The following is a 15,474-nucleotide window of genomic DNA, read 5'->3' as shown; positions in this document are numbered from 1 at the left end:
CACGACAACAAACGCAGAGGAGACCCCGTGACCCCGGCCCCGAGGACCCTGACGGAAGCGGCCACCGACACCGCCGGTGTCATCGCGCTGCTGGAGCGCGGCCGCACGCTCGCCACGCCGGGGCTGCGCTCCGCCGTGGCCCGGCTCGCCCCGCCCATGGACACCGTCGCCGCCTACCACTTCGGCTGGATCGACGCGCAGGGCCGCCCGGCCGCCGGCGACGGCGGCAAGGCGGTGCGCCCCGCCCTCGCACTGCTGTCGGCCGAGGCGGCGGGGGCCGCGCCGGAGACCGGGGTCCCCGGCGCGGTCGCCGTCGAGCTGGTCCACAACTTCTCCCTGCTCCACGACGACCTCATGGACGGCGACGAGCAGCGGCGGCACCGCGACACCGTCTGGAAGGTGCACGGCCCCGCGCAGGCCATCCTCGTCGGCGACGCCCTGTTCGCGCTGGCCGGCGAGGTGCTGCTGGAGCCGGGCACCGCCGAGGCCGCGCGGGCCGCCCGGCGCCTGACCCTGGCCAGCCGCAAGCTCATCGACGGGCAGGCCCAGGACATCTCCTACGAGCACCGCGAGAAGGTCACCGTCGCCGAGTGCCTGGAGATGGAGGGCAACAAGACCGGCGCGCTGCTGGCCTGCGCCAGCTCCATCGGCGCCGTCCTGGGCGGCGCCGACGACGCCGCCGCGGACGCCCTGGAGGCGTACGGCTACCACCTGGGCCTGGCGTTCCAGGCCGTCGACGACCTGCTGGGCATCTGGGGCGACCCGGAGGCCACCGGCAAGCGGACCTGGAGCGACCTGCGGCAGCGCAAGAAGTCCCTCCCGGTCGTGGCCGCCCTGGCCGGCGGCGGGCCGGCCTCCCGGCGACTGGCGGAGCTGCTGGCCGCGGACGCCGCCAAGAGCCAGCGGGAGTTCGAGGACTTCAGCGAGGAGGAGTTCGCCGCCCGGGCCGCCCTGATCGAGGAGGCCGGGGGCCGCGAGTGGACCGCGCAGGAGGCCCGCCGCCGGCACGCCACCGCGCTGGAGGCGCTGGAGGGCGTGGACATGCCCGCCGGCGTGCGGGAACGGTTCGCCGCGCTCGCGGACTTCGTCGTCGTGCGCGAGGGCTGAGGCGGCCCCGGCCGCCTCGGCCGGCCCCCGTCCGTCCCGTGCGCCCGTGCCCCGGCGGGTGCGGGACGGGGGCGCACGCGGGCGTCAGGACTCCAGGAAGCGGTCCCGCAGCCGCTCGCGGAGCTCCGGGGTGAGGCCGAGCCCCTCGGTCAGGTAGGTGTCCGTCCCGCCCCAGGTGCGCTCGATGGTGTCGAACGCGGCGTGCAGGTAGGCCGGACGGACCTCGAACAGGGGCCCTATCAGCTCCATGACCTCCGGCGACAGCCCCTCGGCCGCGTCGGGGGAGCGGTGGATGCGGTAGCGGTGCTGCGGGGAGTTGGACTCCAGGTAGTCGGCCTCGATCGCGTCCCGCTCCACCCCCAGGGCCAGCAGCGTCACGGCGACCGACAGCCCGGCCCGGTCCTTCCCCGCCGCGCAGTGCATCAGCGCGGGGACGCTGCCGAGGGCCAGCTCGCGCAGCACCCGGCCGTGCTCGGCGGTGCGCTCCGCGACCATCAGGCGGTAGGTGGCGACCATCCGGCCCGCCGCCTGCCCGTCGCCGAGCGCGGCGCGCAGCTGCGCCAGGTCGCCCTCGCGGACCATCGTCCAGAACTCCGCGCCCTCGGCCGGGTCCGACAGCGGGATGTTCAGGTTCCGCACGCCCGGCAGCTCCACGTCGGGGCCCTCCAGGGCCTGGTCGGCGGAGTTGCGGAAGTCGAAGACCGTGTGCAGGCCGAGCCGGGAGAGGAACGCGGCGTCCTCCTCGGTGGCGTGCGCCAGGTGCCCGCTGCGGTAGAGCAGGCCCCGCCGCACCCGGCGCCCGTCGACGGTCGGCGCTCCGCCGACGTCGCGGAAGTTGCGCACTCCGGTCAGGACGGGTTCGACGGTCTCGGACGTCACGGGCACTCCCGGCTCTCGGCGGTCTCGGCGGTCCCGGTGCGGGACCCGCGGCGGACGGGTCCGGACCGGTTCCTGCGACGATACGACATCGGCGCCCGGACGGACCGCCCCGCCGGAACCCCTCCGCGGAGCCGGAGCGGACGTCCGCGCGGACGCCGGATCGGTGGGAGAGCCGAGAGCGGAGGGCCGGCCATGGGGACCGTGGGAAGACGCGGCGGCGGAACGGGAGGAAGCGGGCCGGACGAGGGCGGGGGCGACGGCCTCTTCCGGCTCCCGGCCCCGGCGGCCGGGCCGGCGCCGGGGGCGGTCCACCTGCCCGGCCACCTGGGGCCGGCCGGGCAGCGCGCGCTGCTGGCGGCCTGCCGGGAGTGGGCCCGCCCGCCCGCCGGGCTGCGCACCGTGCGGATGCCCCGGGGCGGCGAGATGTCGGTGCGGCAGGTCTGCCTCGGCTGGCACTGGTACCCCTACGGCTACGCCCCCACGGTGGTGGACGGCGACGGGGCACCGGTCAAGCCGTTCCCCGCGTGGCTGGGCGAGTGGGCGCGGCGGGCGGTGGCGGAGGCGTACGGGGAGCCGTGCGGCGTGCGCTACGACATCGCGCTGGTCAACTTCTACGGGCCCGGGGCCCGGATGGGGATGCACCGCGACGCCGACGAGGAGACGGACGCCCCGGTGGTCTCGTTCAGCCTCGGCGACGCCTGCGTCTTCCGGTTCGGCACCGCCGAAGGGCGCGGGCGGCCCTGGACGGACGTCGGGCTGCGCAGCGGCGACGCCTTCGTCTTCGGCGGCCCGTCCCGGCTCGCCTACCACGGCGTCCCCCGCACCCGGCCCGGCACGGCGCCGCCGGAGCTGGGGCTGCGCGGCCGGGTCAGCGTGACGGTCCGGGCGCGGTGAGGGCCGGCGCTCACCCCGCCCGGCACGGAGCCGCCGCGCCCCGCGCCCCGCGCCGCGGGGTCCGGCGAGCGGCTCCGGTGCCCGCGGAGCCCCGCGGGCACCGCGGGAGGAGCTCAGCCGGCCGCCGCGCCGGGACCGGCGGCCCCCGCGGCGGCGGCCGCCGCCGCCGCGGAGAGCAGCTGGGCGTCCAGGAGACCGCCGTCGGCCAGCCGCCCGCCCCGGGAGTAGGCGCCGAGCACCTGCTTGGCCAGCGGCAGCGCGCCGGGGGGACGGCGCAGCAGCGGGCCGGTCCACCCGTCCACGGCCGCGTCCAGCTCGTCGGCCGGCACGACCTTGTGGAGGAGGGACATCCGCTCGGCCCGCGCCGCGTCGAAGGAGGCGCAGGTCAAGATGAGCTCCCGGACCGCCGCCGCGCCCGCCTCGTTCAGCAGCCGGGGCAGGACGCCGCCCCATGCCGGCGCCACCCCCAGGGCGACCTCGGGGAGGCGGAAGCGGCAGGTGTCGGCCCCGACCCGCAGGTCGCAGAAGACCGCGAGGGCGAGGCCGGCGCCGGTGACCCGGCCGTGCAGGCGCGCGACGGTGACCGCGTTCGCGGTGTCCAGGGCCTCGCAGACCCGCCGGGCGCGGTCCACGATCACCCGCAGGCCGGCCCCCGTGGGGTCGGCCCCCAGCGACGCCGCGAACTCCTCGCGGTCCGCCCCCAGGCAGAAGTCGTCGCCCTCCCCCGACAGCACGACCACCCGTATCTCCGGACGGTCGTTGAGCGGGGCCAGGACGGCCAGGAGTTCCTCCAGCATGTCGGCCGTGAGGGTGTTGCCCGTCTCCGGGCTGTTCAGCCGGACCCGCAGGACGGGGCCCTCCAGGTCGGCGCGGACCGTCTTGAGGCGGTCCTGGGTGAAGGCGGTCACGGGAATCCTCTGCAAGGTGGGGTACGGCCCCGGAGGTCAGGGCCGGTCGGTCACGGGCAGGGCCAGCACGCGGCGGAAGGCCACGCGCGGGGCCCACTCGGGCCGCCCGGCGAGGCGGAGCCCGGGGAGGCGGCGGATCAGGGCGTCGAGCAGCACGGTGGCCTCCAGCCGGGCGAGAGGGGCGCCCAGGCAGTAGTGGATGCCGCCGCTGAAGCTCAGGTGGGTCGCCCGGCGGCGCACGTCGAACACCTCGGGATCGGCGTGGTGGGCCGGGTCCCGGTTGGCGGCGCCCACCATCAGGTGCACCATCTCGTCCTTGCGGACCTCGACGCCGGCGACGCTGGTGTCCCGGCTCGCCACCCGGCTCACCACGTGGGTGGGGGCGTCGTAGCGCAGGACCTCCTCGACCGCCGCGGGCACCTGCTCGGGGTTGGCGCGGAGCCAGGCCCACTGCCGGGGGTGCTCCAGGAGGAGCCGCACCGCGGTGGTCAGCAGGGTCGAGGTGGTCTCCAGGGCGGCCAGCAGGACGAACAGGGAGAGGTAGTAGACGGCCTCGTCGGCGGCCTCCCGGTCGGACTCCAGGCCGTCCCAGACGCGGATCCACCCCGAGACGGGGTCGTCGCCGGGGTTGCGGCGCCGCTCCCGCACCAGGGCGGTGAAGTACGCGCGCAGCTCGGCCGTCGCGGCGTCGGACAGGGCCAGCTGGCTGGCGGAGGGGAGCAGCTCCTGCGCGAACACCTGGTCGTGTGTCAGTTCGCGCAGCCGGGGGTAGTCGGCGGAGGGCAGGCCCATCCACCGGCCGATGGCGAGCACCGGCAGCTCCTCGCTGACCAGCTCGCCGAAGTCCGCCCCCCCGTCCGCCGCCAGACGGCCGGTGAGGCGGTCGAGCAGCTCCTCGGTGACCGAGGCGACCGTCCGCCGGATGTCCTCCAGGGACCTGCGGTCGAACATGTTGCCCGCGGCCCTGCGGACGCGGGTGTGCTCCGGAGGATTGAGCCCTGGCAGCGTCCTGCTCATCTCACGCGAGGAGGCCGCGCTCCAGCGGGTGGCCGCGCCCTGGCGGGCACGCCATCCGCTGTCGGGGACCAGCCACTCCCTGCTGCGCAGTAAACGGTCGCACAGCGCGAAGGAGGTGATGAGGTGCCCGCCCCAGGGCGCCGGCACCACCTCCCCCATCGACCGCAGTTCCGCGTAGTAGGGGAAAGGATTCGCCTGCCCTGCCGACGTACGCAGCCGGGACAGGAGCGATACCACGGCACGCCGCCGGTCGACGGGCAGGGTTATCGCAGGCTCCACGGTGGAGGCTCCTTCGCAGTTGCATGATCGATCGGAGTCAACTCGACGTGACTACCCATGCGTTCATGTGCACATGCGATCAGAACTGGTCACCTGGTGTTGCGTCCGTCACATGCCTTTCAGCCATGCCAGGAAGGTGCTCCAGCGGTTCCCCTTCCCCGGCTGTGCCGTGCCCCGGGAGGGCTCGGCGCTGCCGCCGCCCGGGCCGGAGCCGGTGGCGGAACCGGGACCGGAGGCCGTGCCGCGGCCGGCGGGGCGGCGGGCGGCGGGTGAGACCGGGGTGAAGCGGACGGGCAGCGCGGCCAGCGTCCGGCTCCAGGGGGTCGGCTGCCAGGCCAGGTCGGCGAAGTCGACGGCCAGGTCGATGTCGGTCACGCGGTTGAGCAGGCGCTCGATGGCCGCGACGGAGATCAGCACCGCCGGGTCCTTGGCCGGGCAGACGTGCGGGCCCGCCCCGAACGCCAGGTGCGCCCGCCCCCGGAGGGCGGAGGTGTCGTCGGCCAGGGCGGGGTCGGTGTTGGCCGCGGCGAAGCTGATCACCACCGGCTGGTCGGCCTCCAGCAGCCTGCCGTCCAGGTCCACGTCCTGCACCGGGTAGTGGACGGCGTAGTTGGCGATGGGGGCGTACTTCCACAGCACCTCGTTGACCGCGTCCTCCACCAGCAGCCCGGTGGTGTACTGGGTCCCCGAGTACTTCTCGTCGCCGAGCATCAGCGCGGCCCCGGTGCTGATCAGGGACATCAGCGGGGCCGTCCCGCCCGAGAGCAGCGTGACGAGCTGGTTGACCATCTCGTCGTCGTCGAGCCCGGCCGGGTGCTGCATCATGCGGGAGGTGAGGTCGTCACCGGGGGTGGACCGCTTGAGCGTCACCAGCTCGTACAGGGCGCCCGCCAGGACCTCGTTGGCCTTCTCGGCGTCGACGCCCTCGAAGATGCCCGAGATGCCGAAGATCACCCGGTCGCCGATGTCGGCGGGGCAGCCGAACAGGTTGCTGTAGACCAGCAGCGGAAGCTGCTGCGCGTAGTCCGTCACCAGGTCGGCCCGGCCCCCGGGCCGGTCGGCGAACCGGCCTATGAGGTAGTCGGCGACCTGCTCGACGTGGCGGCTGAGCCGGTGCGGGTCCACGGTGGCCAGACTGTCGGTCACCGCCTGCCGCAGCCGGGCGTGGTCGGCGCCGTCGGAGAACAGGGCGTTGGGCCGGTAGGCCATCATCGGCAGGGCGGGGCTGTCGGACGGCACCCTGCCCTCCCGCAGGGCGCGCCAGCGCCGCGCGTCGCGGACGAAGGTGCCGGGGTCCTGCAGGATCCGCAGGGCGGCCGAGTAGCTCGTCACCAGCTCGGCCTCCACCCCGGGCGCCATCTCCACCGGCGCGCTGGAGCCGAACTGCCGCAGATGGGCGTAGTGGCTCTCCGGATCGGCTCCGAACTCCGCGGTGTACAGGGGGACTCTGCCGTGCGCGGGGCAGCCCGGCGGGGGAGCCGGGCTTCCTGCGTGCTGCTGCATCTGTGCGCTCCTAGTCGAGGCGGGAATGGAGGTGGCCCACGAGGGTGATCAGCGCGTCGGCCGCGGACTTCTGGTCGCGGACGTCGCAGGGGACGACGGGCGTGTCCCCGGAGAGGTTGAGGGCTTCCCGGATCTCCGTCATGGAGTAGGACCGCGCCCCCTCGAAGCGGTTCACGGCCACCGCGTACGGCAGCCCGTACTGCTCCACCAGGTCCAGTACCGGGAAGGACTCGTCGAGCCGCTCCGGGTCGACGAGCACGAGCGCGCCCAGGGCGCCGAGGGAGAGGTCCTCCCACAGCTGCTTGAAGCGCTCCTGGCCGGGGGTGCCGAACAGGTACAGGACCAGCGTCTCGCTCAGGGTCAGGCGCCCGAAGTCCATGGCGACCGTGGTCGTGGTCTTCTCCGGGGTGCTCGACAGGTCGTCGATGCCCACGCTGGCCTGTGTGATCAGCTCCTCCGTGCGCAGCGGCGGAATTTCGGAGATGTTGCCGACGAACGTCGTCTTCCCCACTCCGAAATGCCCGACCACGAGGATTTTCACCGCGGTCTGTACCGAAGCCCCCACATACAGGTTGTCATGCGAAACGAGTTCGGAGGCCATTCAGCACATCCTCAAGGAGTTTCCTGTCGGCGCGCTCGGCGATGGGCACCGGCGCGCGGGTGTGGACGAGTCCGCTTTCCGCGAGGTCGGTGAGGAGGACACGGACCACCCCCAGTGGAAGACCGGTGTGGCCGGCGATCTCCACGACCGAGAGGAATCCCCCCGAGCACAGTTCCAGGATCGTGCGGCTCTCCGGTTCCAGGATCCGGCTCTCGAGAGCCTCCTCGGACGCGGTCACCAGCGTCGTCACCGAGAACTCGCGGTCGGGTGGGAGTTCTCGGCCGCTCGTCAGCACGTATGGCCGGACTAATTCGCCGACCATTTCGAAATCCGGCTCTTCGGTCACTTCTCGTCGGCAATCTCGCGAGGCGGTGAGGTCAGTTCCCTGCCGAGCCGCTGCACCAGCTGCTGCATGCGGAACGTGATGTCCCCCATGTCGACGTCGGCCGCCGCGGACACGGCCAGGTAGGCGCCCTCGCCGGCGGCGATGAGGAAGACCCAGCCGTGCGAGAACTCCACCACCGTCTGGCGCCACTGCGCCGGCTGCTCGGGGCCGGCGAACTCGGCCGTGGTGCGGCTGAGGGACTGCAGCGCGCTCATCGCGGCGGACACGGTGTCGGCGAGGTCGGGGCTGACGTTCTCCGTCTTCCCCCTGCGCAGCCCGTCGGCGGAGAGGAGGATCGCGTGGCGCGCTCCGGGGACGTTGAGGACGTCCTCAAGCATCCATGACAGATCCTGGGTGATCATCACGATTCTGTTCCTTCGTGATTCGCGGTGGCGGGCTGCCGACCGGTCTGCGTGCCCCTCTGGAACGCGGCCATCCGGGCGGCGGCCGCCTGGCTGTCCTGCTGCTCGCCGGCGCCGGGAGCGCCCCGGCCCTCCGTCGTGCGCACGACGGCTATCGGGGTCTGGCGGGCGGCCCTCTTGGGCAGGCCGTTGGCGGTGCGGCCGGAGGCCCGGGGGCCGTCGCCCGCGGCCTGGGGGGTGGCGGTCACGGCGGGGCTGCTCCTCCGCTCGGTGTTCTCCGTGGTCAGGAGTTCTTCGGGGAGGCGCACGACCGCTCGCACGCCGCCGTAGGGGGAGGTGGAGCTGACGTCCACGCTGAAGCCGAAGCGGCTCGCCAGCTCGGCGACCACGGGGAAGCCGAACTGCGGGGGGTTGCCCAGGTCGGAGAGGTCGGGCTTGTAGACGCCGGAGAACAGTTCGGCGGCCCGGCGCTTCTCCTCCTCGCTCATGCCGACGCCCGCGTCGTCGACGATGATGCACAGCCCGCGGGGGACGGGCTGGAGGTTGACCTCGATGGTGGTCCCGGGGGGCGAGTAGCTCGCGGCGTTGGCCAGCAGCTCGGCGACGGCCAGCGCCACACCGCTGACGGCCCCGGGCACGACGGCGAAGCTGCTCTGGGAGCGGATCTTGACCCGCTCGAAGTGACGGATCTGGCCCTGGGCGCTGCGCACCACGTCGTAGACGGAGGCGGGCTCCTTGCGGCGCCCGGAGAACCCGCCGCAGAGCACGGCGATGCCCTGGGCGCGCCGGGCGAACTGCGCGTTGGCGTGGTTGACGTCCAGCAGCGACTGCAGGATCCGGTGCCCGCCGTACTCGCGCTGGAGGTCGTCGAGGATGACCTGCTGCTCACCGGCGAGGCCCTGGAGGGTCCGCATGGCGGACTTCAGCACGGCGGCGGTCCTGGCGTCGGCGCCCTCCAGGGCTTCCCGGACCTCCTCGTCCCGGCGCTGCTCCAGCTCCGCGCAGCGGGTCTGCAGTTCCCTTAACTCGCCGCTGCGCCGTGCGGCCTTCCGTCTGTCGAGGACGATTACCACTGAGGCTGCGAGCGCTACAGTGACCAGGATCCAGAAAACGGGGTCCTGCAAGTGCTGTGTCATGAGCTCTCTTCTGACGGGGGGCTACGGGAGGACCGGACGGCAGCCGCACGCGGGAGACATGGAGGGCATGCGGGCTACGGTGGCCGATCACGCTCCTCGTTCCGGATGCTACTAGGAATGACGAGTCGGCGGGCCCCTCGTTTGCATATTACCGGCGAATGTGCTGACGCGTCCGCTTTCCGGCGGGCGGGCCACCGCACTGTGGGCGCGGTGATCTTAACACCAGGCTTTGGCCTGTGTTTGACGCGGCGGAGCGGGTGATCTGTCCGGAATCTTGTTTGTCGGGCTCTTTCTGCCGCGCGGAGTTTTTGTCGCCATTCGGTTGATACCGCATTGATTGCGGACCAATCGGGAACGGCGTGCGGAGGAATGGAGGGGGATCGTCGACGGGGATTCAACTACGCGGCCGTGATTTTCACGCAGGATTCTTCCGGCGCGTCGCGGCCGGCCGCGCACGGCCCGTCAGCCGGCGCGGCCCGTGAAGGCGGTGATCCGCTCCCGCAGCGAGCGCGGGTCCAGGCCGTGGGCCGCCAGGTGCTCGGCGGTCGTCCCGTAGCGGCGCAGCTCGGCCCGCGCGGTGCCCAGCCCCAGGATCCGGTGGGGCACGTCGGCGAGCGCCTCGGAGGCCGCGGCCGTGGAGGTCCCCGCCAGGTACGGCTCGACGAGGACGGCCTCCGCCGTGCCCCCGGCGGCCGCCCGCAGCGCCGCGCCGTCGAAGGGCCGGACGGTGGCGGCGTACAGCACCGTGGCGTCCAGCCCCGAGGTGGCCGCGAGCACGGCGTCCAGCAGCGGGCCGACCGCCACCACCACGGGCGCGCCGGGCCGCCCGTGCCGCACCGCCGTGAAGCCGGAGCCGGTGACCGGCAGGGAGCGGGAGTTGCCCTGCGCCGACAGCCGCACGTACACCCTGTCGTCGCCGGCGGCGCAGGCGTGCCGCAGCAGGACCTCGGCCTCGTCGGGATGGCCGGGCACGTGGACGGTCCAGCCGTCCAGGGTGTCCAGCAGCGCCACGTCGCCGGGCGCCATGTGGGTGAAGCCCCCGGCGGGCCAGTCGTAGGAGCCCCCGGCGCTCACCAGCACCCCGCCCGTCCCCTGGTGGCCGAAGTCCAGCTTCACCTGCTCGAAGGGGCGCTCGATCAGGAAGGAGGCGAAGGTGTGCAGCACCGGGCGCAGCCCGGCCAGGGCCAGGCCGCCGCCCACCCCGACCAGCAGCTGCTCCCGGATGCCGACGTTGACCACCCGGTCGGGGTGGCGCTCGGCGGCCCGGCGGAAGCCGTCCGCGCCGATGTCGGCGAGGACCACCGCCAGTCGGGGGTCCTCGTCCAGCAGTCGGGAGGCGGTCGAGGCGAAGCGTTCGCGCATGGTGTCCACGGAGGGGGCCTTTCGGTTGGCGGGGGGCGGGCGGTCGGTCGGGCGGTCGGATCCGGGGAGGCGGCGGGCCGTCAGGCGCCGTCGCCGGCCGGGGAGGCGGGAGGGGAGGGGGCGGCCGCGGGGCGGTGGGCGCCGGACTTGGGCTCGACACGGGCCACCACCACGCGCGGCCGGCCGGGATGCGGCCGGGTGTACGCCGCGTACAGCGCCTCGTGGTCGCGTCCGTCCGCCGTCCCCACCGACCAGCCCGCCGCCTCGAAGCGTGCCGCGGGGCCGCCGGGCGCGGTGTGGGTGGCCGAGGCGTTGTCGACCACCACCACGTGCAGCCGGTCGAGGCCGGCGGCGGCGGCGAAGTCGACGGCCTCGTGGTTGCTGCCCTCGTCCAGTTCGGCGTCGCCGGTCAGCACCCACACCCGCGCCTCCGCCAGGCCCTGGGCGCGCAGCCCCAGGGCGGTCCCCACGGCCAGCGGCAGCCCGTGCCCGAGCGAGCCGCTGCCGATCTCGGCGCCGGGCACCAGTGTGCGGTCCGGGTGGTGGCCCAGCGGGGAGGCGTAGGAGCCGAAGCCGGGCAGCCAGGCGACGGGCAGGAAGCCCTTGGCGGCGAGCACGGCGTAGTACGCCATCGGGCCGTGCCCCTTGGAGAGCAGGAAGCGGTCCCGGCCGGGATCGTCGGCGCCGGCCGGGGAGACGCGCAGCACCCGGTCGTAGAGGACCCACAGGGCGTCCAGGGTGGAGGTGGCGGCCGGGCCGTGCTTCTCGTCGCCGGTCATCAGCGACATCAGGGCGGGCAGGTCGGCGTGTCCGTAGCGGCCCCCGGGCCCGGACGGGGCGGGGAGGCGGGAGGGCGTCGTGGGCGTCGTGGACGTCATGGGAGAGAGGCTGCAACGTCAAGTCCGCTTGAGGTCAACCGGTATGCTCGGCGCCATGACCGACCGAGACGGACGACTCGCCATCGGGGAGCTGGCCGCCCGCTCCGGCCTCGCCCCCTCCGCCCTGCGGTACTACGAGGAGCTGGGGCTGATCCACTCCGAGCGGACCGCGGGGAACCAGCGCCGCTACCCCCGCACGGCGCTGCGCCGGGTCGCCTTCGTGAGGGCCGCCCAGCGGGTGGGCCTCTCGCTGGAGGAGGCCCGCGCCGCCCTGGACCGGCTGCCTGTGGACCGGGCGCCCAGCGCCACCGAGTGGAACGCGGTGGCCCGTACCTGGCAGCGGCGGATCGACCGGCAGATCGAGGACCTGGAGCGGCTCAGGCAGCGGCTGACCGGCTGCATCGGCTGCGGCTGCCTCAGCCTGCGCAAGTGCGGCCTGTACAACCCGGACGACGCCGCGGGCGCCCACGGCCCCGGGGCCCGCTACCTGCTGGAGGAGGAGTACCCGGAGCCCGAGGGGGTCGGCAGGGCCGCCTTGTGAGCGGGAGGACGGGAGCGCCGGCCCGCCCGGGGCCGCGCCGCCCGCGCCCGCCCGGCGGCCGGGGGTTTCCCCGGCCGCCGGGCGGGCACTCGCGCGGACGGCATCCGCAGGTCAGACCGGAGGACGAACGATGGCCGACATCCCCGAGCCGGAACTGGACGCCCTGTGGGAGGAGTTCCACGGCGTGGTCAACATGACGTCGAACGAGCTGGAGTCCTGGCTCAGGGCGAGCACGGCGGGGGAGCGCAGCGAGGACCTGCCCGGGGAGGCGGGGGACGAACGGGGACGGCACGTGCTGGCCGTCCTGCGCAAGCGCCGCGTGGACCTCACCGACGCCGACGTCGCGCTGATGCGCGAGGTCGTGGACACCGTGAGCGCCGAGCGCGAGCGGGTACGGGTCGCCGACGCGGTGCAGGACCCCGACTGGCGGCACCGGATGATGTCCCTGGGGCACGACCCGGTCAAGGCGACCTGACCGGCCCGGCGCGGCGGGGCGTCACTGCCCCGCCGCCAGCGGCATCGTGGAGCCCGACAGGTGCTCGGGCGGGCCGGGCCGGGCGTAGTACCAGCCCTGGGCGGAGTCGCAGCCCAGCTTCCGCAGCTGCTCCGCCTGGGCGGCGGTCTCCACGCCCTCCACCGTCACGCTCAGCCCCAGGGCGTGGGCCAGTGAGACGATGCCCTCCACGACCTTGAGGTCGACGGGGTCGGCCGGCTCCTGCTGGAGGCCGCGGGTGAAGGAGCGGTCCAGCTTCAGCGTGCCGGCCGGCAGCCTGCGCAGGCTGGCCAGGTTGGAGTAGCCCGTGCCGAAGTCGTCCAGGGCGATGTGCACCCCCAGGTCGGCGAGCTGCCGTAAAGGCTTCAGCTCGGCGTCGTCGGCGCGGATCAGGGCGCTCTCGGTGACCTCCAGGCAGAGCGAGGACGGGTCCAGACCGGCCTCCCGGAGCACCGCCACCGTCTCGGAGACCAGCTCCGGGTGGCGCAGCTGCCGCGGCGAGAGGTTGACGTTCACCCGCAGCGGCCGGGCCCCGCCGATGCCCCGCACCTGCCACTCGCAGGCCTGCCGCACCGCCTGCTCCAGCACCCAGCGGCCCAGCGGCACGATCAGCCCGGTGTGCTCGGCGAGCGGGATGAAGCGGTCCGGGCCGAGCACCCCGTGGCGGGGGTGCGCCCAGCGCACCAGCGCCTCGGCGCCCTCCACGCTGCCGTCCTCCATCCGCACCAGCGGCTGGTACTCGATGAAGAACTCCTCGCCCTCCAGCGCGGCGGGCAGGTGGGTGGTCAGCATGTGGCGGCTGATGGTCAGGGCGTCGGAGTCGGGGTCGGCCAGCTCGTAGCGGTTGCCGCCCAGGGCCTTGGCCCGGTACATGGTGATGTCGGCGCTGCGCAGCACCTCCGCCGGGGTCAGCTCCGCCACCGGGCCCTCGACGATGCCGATGCTGGCGCGCACCGACAGCTCGCGTCCGGCCAGCGGGACGGGGGCGGCCAGCGCGTCCAGCGCCCGCTGGGCCAGGTCCGTCACCTCCGAGCGCGACACCGGGTCGCTGACCAGGGCCACGAACTCGTCGCCGCCGATCCGCGCCACCATGTGCCGCTGGGAGGTCACACAGCCCTGCAGCCGCTCGGCCACGCTCACCAGCAGCCGGTCGCCCACGGCGTGGCCCAGGCTGTCGTTGACGGTCTTGAAGCCGTCCACGTCCAGGTAGCACAGCCCGATCCGGGAGGTGCCCGACGAGGGGGAGAGGACGTGCTCCAGGCGCTCGAAGAACAGCGTGCGGTTGGGCAGGTCCGTCAGGGCGTCGTGGGTGGCCTCGTAGCGCAGCCGCAGGTTCAGCAGCCGGCGCTCGGTGATGTCCTCGATCAACGCCAGCATGTAGCGGGGCTCGCCGGAGGGGTCGCGCAGCAGCGAGACGGTCAGGTTGGTCCACAGCACGGTGCCGTCGCTGCGGGTGTACGGCTTCTCCACCCGGTAGTGGTCGCGCTCGCCGCGCACCAGCTCCTCGTGGGTCCGCCAGACGCCCGGCGCGTCGTCGGGGTGCACCCACTCCGAGACCCGGCGGCTGCGCACGTGGTGCTCGGAGCCGCCGAACATCCGGGCCAGCGCGTTGTTGACGTCGAGGATGTTGCCGTCCATGTCCGCGATCCCGATGCCGATCGCGGCCTCCTCGAACACCGCGCGGAAGCGGGTCTCGCTCTCGTGGAGGGCCTTCTCGGCGATGTCGCGCGCGGCGAGCGCGGCCCGGGAGAGGGCCTCCTGCTCGCAACGGGTGCGCTCCTGGAGCGCGCGGGCGAAGCCGGCCGCGACGGCGTGCTGGAGCCGCGCGCAGCGGGCCCGGCCCTCCTCGACGGGCAGGACCGCCGGATCGCTGCAGTACAGCAGCAGATAGGCGTCCACCACGCCCAGCACCTGCGGCAGCGCCTCGGGGGCCGTGCAGTGCGCCTCGACGAGCGCCGCCCCCACCCGGCGTCCGGGCGAGGGGTCGAAGGGACGGGCGTGCAGCGCCTCGGCCAGCTCCCGCACCCGGGGGACGAGGTACTCCTCGAACTCGGCGCGGGTCATGGAAGTGGCGGTGGCGGGGTAGACCGCGCGGCTCCAGATCCGGGCGAAGCGGCGGTGGCCGTCACCCCCCTCGCCGGGGCGTTCACCGGTGCCCTCCGCGGCGGGGGCAGGGCCGGAGGGGGAGGACCCCTGGGGCGACGGAGTCACGCCTTGCGCCCCACCCCGGCGAACCCGGTGAAGACCACCGGGTCCTCCTGGTCCACCGGGCCCTCGGGGCGCCAGCTCGGCATGGGCACCAGGCCGGGCTCGACCAGCTCGAACCCGTCGAAGAAGCGCTCCACCTCGCGGCGGGAGCGCAGGACCAGGGGCGAGCCGATGTTGCGGTAGACCCCCTCCACCTCGGCACCCTCCTCGGGTCTGCGCGGACCGCCCTCGACCGAGGCGTGGGTGAGGACCAGCAGGCTGCCGGGGGCGAGGGCGTCGCGCAGCTCGGCCACCTTCCCCCACGGGTCGTCGCCGTCCTCCAGGAAGTGCAGCAGCGCCACCAGCAGCAGGGCCACCGGGCGGTCCGGGTCCAGCAGCCGGCGGACCTCCCCGCTGCCGAGGATGTCCGCGGGGGAGCGGAGGTCGGCGGAGACGACGCCGGTGCGGTGCTCCTCGCCCTCCAGCACGGCCCGGCTGTGGGCGACGGCGACGGGGTCGTTGTCGACGTAGACCACCTTCGCCTCCGGGGCGGCCGCGTGCGCGACCTCGTGGACGTTGCCGAAGGTGGGTATGCCCGATCCGACGTCCAGGAACTGGGTGACGCCCTGCTCCACGGCCCAGCGGACCGCCCGGCGCATGAACGCCCGGTTGGCCTGCATGATCTTCGGCAGCCCCGGGAAGACGTCCATGGCGCGCCGGGCCGCCTCGCGGTCGGCCTCGAAGTTGTGCGATCCGCCCAGGTAGTAGTCGTAGATGCGGGAAACGCTGGGCACGGACAGGTCGATGCCCTGCGGAGCCCAGGCGGGACGCTCCATCACAGTCTCCAACGGGTCGCTGAATATGACACTGGGACTCCTGAGGCTACTGATGCCGGGCGAACAGGTACACGGATGCGGGACACCGGCCTTGCGGCGGCAACCC

General features: G+C 74.2%; 15 protein-coding genes and 1 pseudogene. 4 read left to right on the top strand and 12 right to left on the bottom strand.

What is annotated here, in order from left to right:
- Positions 1-27: 27 nt before the first annotated feature.
- Positions 28-1,107 (top strand): polyprenyl synthetase family protein, encoded by a 1,080-nt coding sequence (locus tag ACFSJS_RS13535; RefSeq protein WP_380899866.1) that lies wholly within the window; start codon positions 28-30, stop codon positions 1,105-1,107.
- Positions 1,108-1,191: 84 nt separating this feature from the next.
- Here the strand turns inward: ACFSJS_RS13535 and ACFSJS_RS13530 are convergent, their stop codons facing one another.
- On the bottom strand, positions 1,192-1,986 hold the full coding sequence (locus tag ACFSJS_RS13530) for a tyrosine-protein phosphatase (protein WP_380899864.1): 795 nt from the start codon (positions 1,984-1,986) through the stop codon (positions 1,192-1,194).
- Between the two features lie 192 nt (positions 1,987-2,178).
- Between ACFSJS_RS13530 and ACFSJS_RS13525 the strand changes: the two genes are divergently transcribed.
- Positions 2,179-2,880 carry an alpha-ketoglutarate-dependent dioxygenase AlkB family protein gene (locus ACFSJS_RS13525; protein ID WP_380899862.1) on the top strand — a complete coding sequence of 234 codons (702 nt, stop codon included), beginning with the start codon at positions 2,179-2,181 and terminating at the stop codon, positions 2,878-2,880.
- A 113-nt stretch (positions 2,881-2,993) separates the two neighbouring features.
- Here ACFSJS_RS13525 and ACFSJS_RS13520 read toward each other — a convergent pair whose 3' ends face one another.
- The 9 genes and pseudogenes from ACFSJS_RS13520 to ACFSJS_RS13480 form a co-directional block, all read right to left on the bottom strand.
- Positions 2,994-3,788, bottom strand: a complete 795-nt coding sequence (locus ACFSJS_RS13520; RefSeq protein WP_380899860.1) for an enoyl-CoA hydratase/isomerase family protein — start codon at positions 3,786-3,788, stop codon at positions 2,994-2,996.
- A gap of 36 nt (positions 3,789-3,824) precedes the next feature.
- Complete coding sequence (locus tag ACFSJS_RS13515; RefSeq protein ID WP_380899858.1) at positions 3,825-5,084, bottom strand: cytochrome P450; 1,260 nt, start codon at positions 5,082-5,084, stop codon at positions 3,825-3,827.
- A 108-nt stretch (positions 5,085-5,192) separates the two neighbouring features.
- Positions 5,193-6,587: a cytochrome P450 gene (locus tag ACFSJS_RS13510; RefSeq protein WP_380899856.1), complete on the bottom strand. Its 1,395-nt coding sequence runs from the start codon at positions 6,585-6,587 to the stop codon at positions 5,193-5,195.
- A 10-nt stretch (positions 6,588-6,597) separates the two neighbouring features.
- Entirely contained in the window at positions 6,598-7,188 is a 591-nt protein-coding gene (locus ACFSJS_RS13505; RefSeq protein WP_380899854.1) for a GTP-binding protein, read from the bottom strand.
- A complete protein-coding gene (locus ACFSJS_RS13500) occupies positions 7,163-7,510 on the bottom strand; it encodes a DUF742 domain-containing protein (RefSeq protein ID WP_380900281.1) in 348 nt (115 codons plus the stop codon). Before ACFSJS_RS13500 ends, ACFSJS_RS13505 begins: the two co-directional genes overlap by 26 nt.
- A gap of 20 nt (positions 7,511-7,530) precedes the next feature.
- Positions 7,531-7,932, bottom strand: a complete 402-nt coding sequence (locus ACFSJS_RS13495; protein WP_380900279.1) for a roadblock/LC7 domain-containing protein — start codon at positions 7,930-7,932, stop codon at positions 7,531-7,533.
- 2 nt (positions 7,933-7,934) lie between these two features.
- Positions 7,935-9,071, bottom strand: coding sequence for a sensor histidine kinase (locus ACFSJS_RS13490; protein WP_380899852.1), 1,137 nt, complete (start codon positions 9,069-9,071; stop codon positions 7,935-7,937).
- A 462-nt stretch (positions 9,072-9,533) separates the two neighbouring features.
- A complete protein-coding gene (locus ACFSJS_RS13485; protein ID WP_380899850.1) occupies positions 9,534-10,442 on the bottom strand; it encodes a transketolase family protein in 909 nt (302 codons plus the stop codon).
- Positions 10,443-10,576: 134 nt separating this feature from the next.
- Positions 10,577-11,311: pseudogene (locus tag ACFSJS_RS13480) on the bottom strand (transketolase); the annotation flags it as partial.
- A gap of 55 nt (positions 11,312-11,366) precedes the next feature.
- Between ACFSJS_RS13480 and soxR the strand changes: the two are divergent.
- Both soxR and ACFSJS_RS13470 read left to right on the top strand, forming a co-directional pair.
- Complete coding sequence (gene soxR, locus ACFSJS_RS13475; RefSeq protein WP_380899848.1) at positions 11,367-11,852, top strand: redox-sensitive transcriptional activator SoxR; 486 nt, start codon at positions 11,367-11,369, stop codon at positions 11,850-11,852.
- Between the two features lie 130 nt (positions 11,853-11,982).
- Positions 11,983-12,327, top strand: coding sequence for a DUF3140 domain-containing protein (locus ACFSJS_RS13470; RefSeq protein ID WP_380899846.1), 345 nt, complete (start codon positions 11,983-11,985; stop codon positions 12,325-12,327).
- Positions 12,328-12,348: 21 nt separating this feature from the next.
- On the opposite strand, the gene ACFSJS_RS13465 is transcribed toward ACFSJS_RS13470, so the two are convergent.
- Positions 12,349-14,556: a putative bifunctional diguanylate cyclase/phosphodiesterase gene (locus tag ACFSJS_RS13465; RefSeq protein WP_380899844.1), complete on the bottom strand. Its 2,208-nt coding sequence runs from the start codon at positions 14,554-14,556 to the stop codon at positions 12,349-12,351.
- Complete coding sequence (locus ACFSJS_RS13460) at positions 14,553-15,368, bottom strand: SAM-dependent methyltransferase (protein WP_380899842.1); 816 nt, start codon at positions 15,366-15,368, stop codon at positions 14,553-14,555. Before ACFSJS_RS13460 ends, ACFSJS_RS13465 begins: the two co-directional genes overlap by 4 nt.
- Between the last annotated feature and the right edge of the window lie 106 nt (positions 15,369-15,474).

The sequence above is a fragment of the Streptomyces desertarenae genome (assembly GCF_042681365.1).
Lineage (GTDB): Bacteria > Actinomycetota > Actinomycetes > Streptomycetales > Streptomycetaceae > Streptomyces > Streptomyces desertarenae.
Note: the sequence above shows the minus strand (reverse complement) of the source record. Positions and strands in the feature narration are given on the sequence as shown.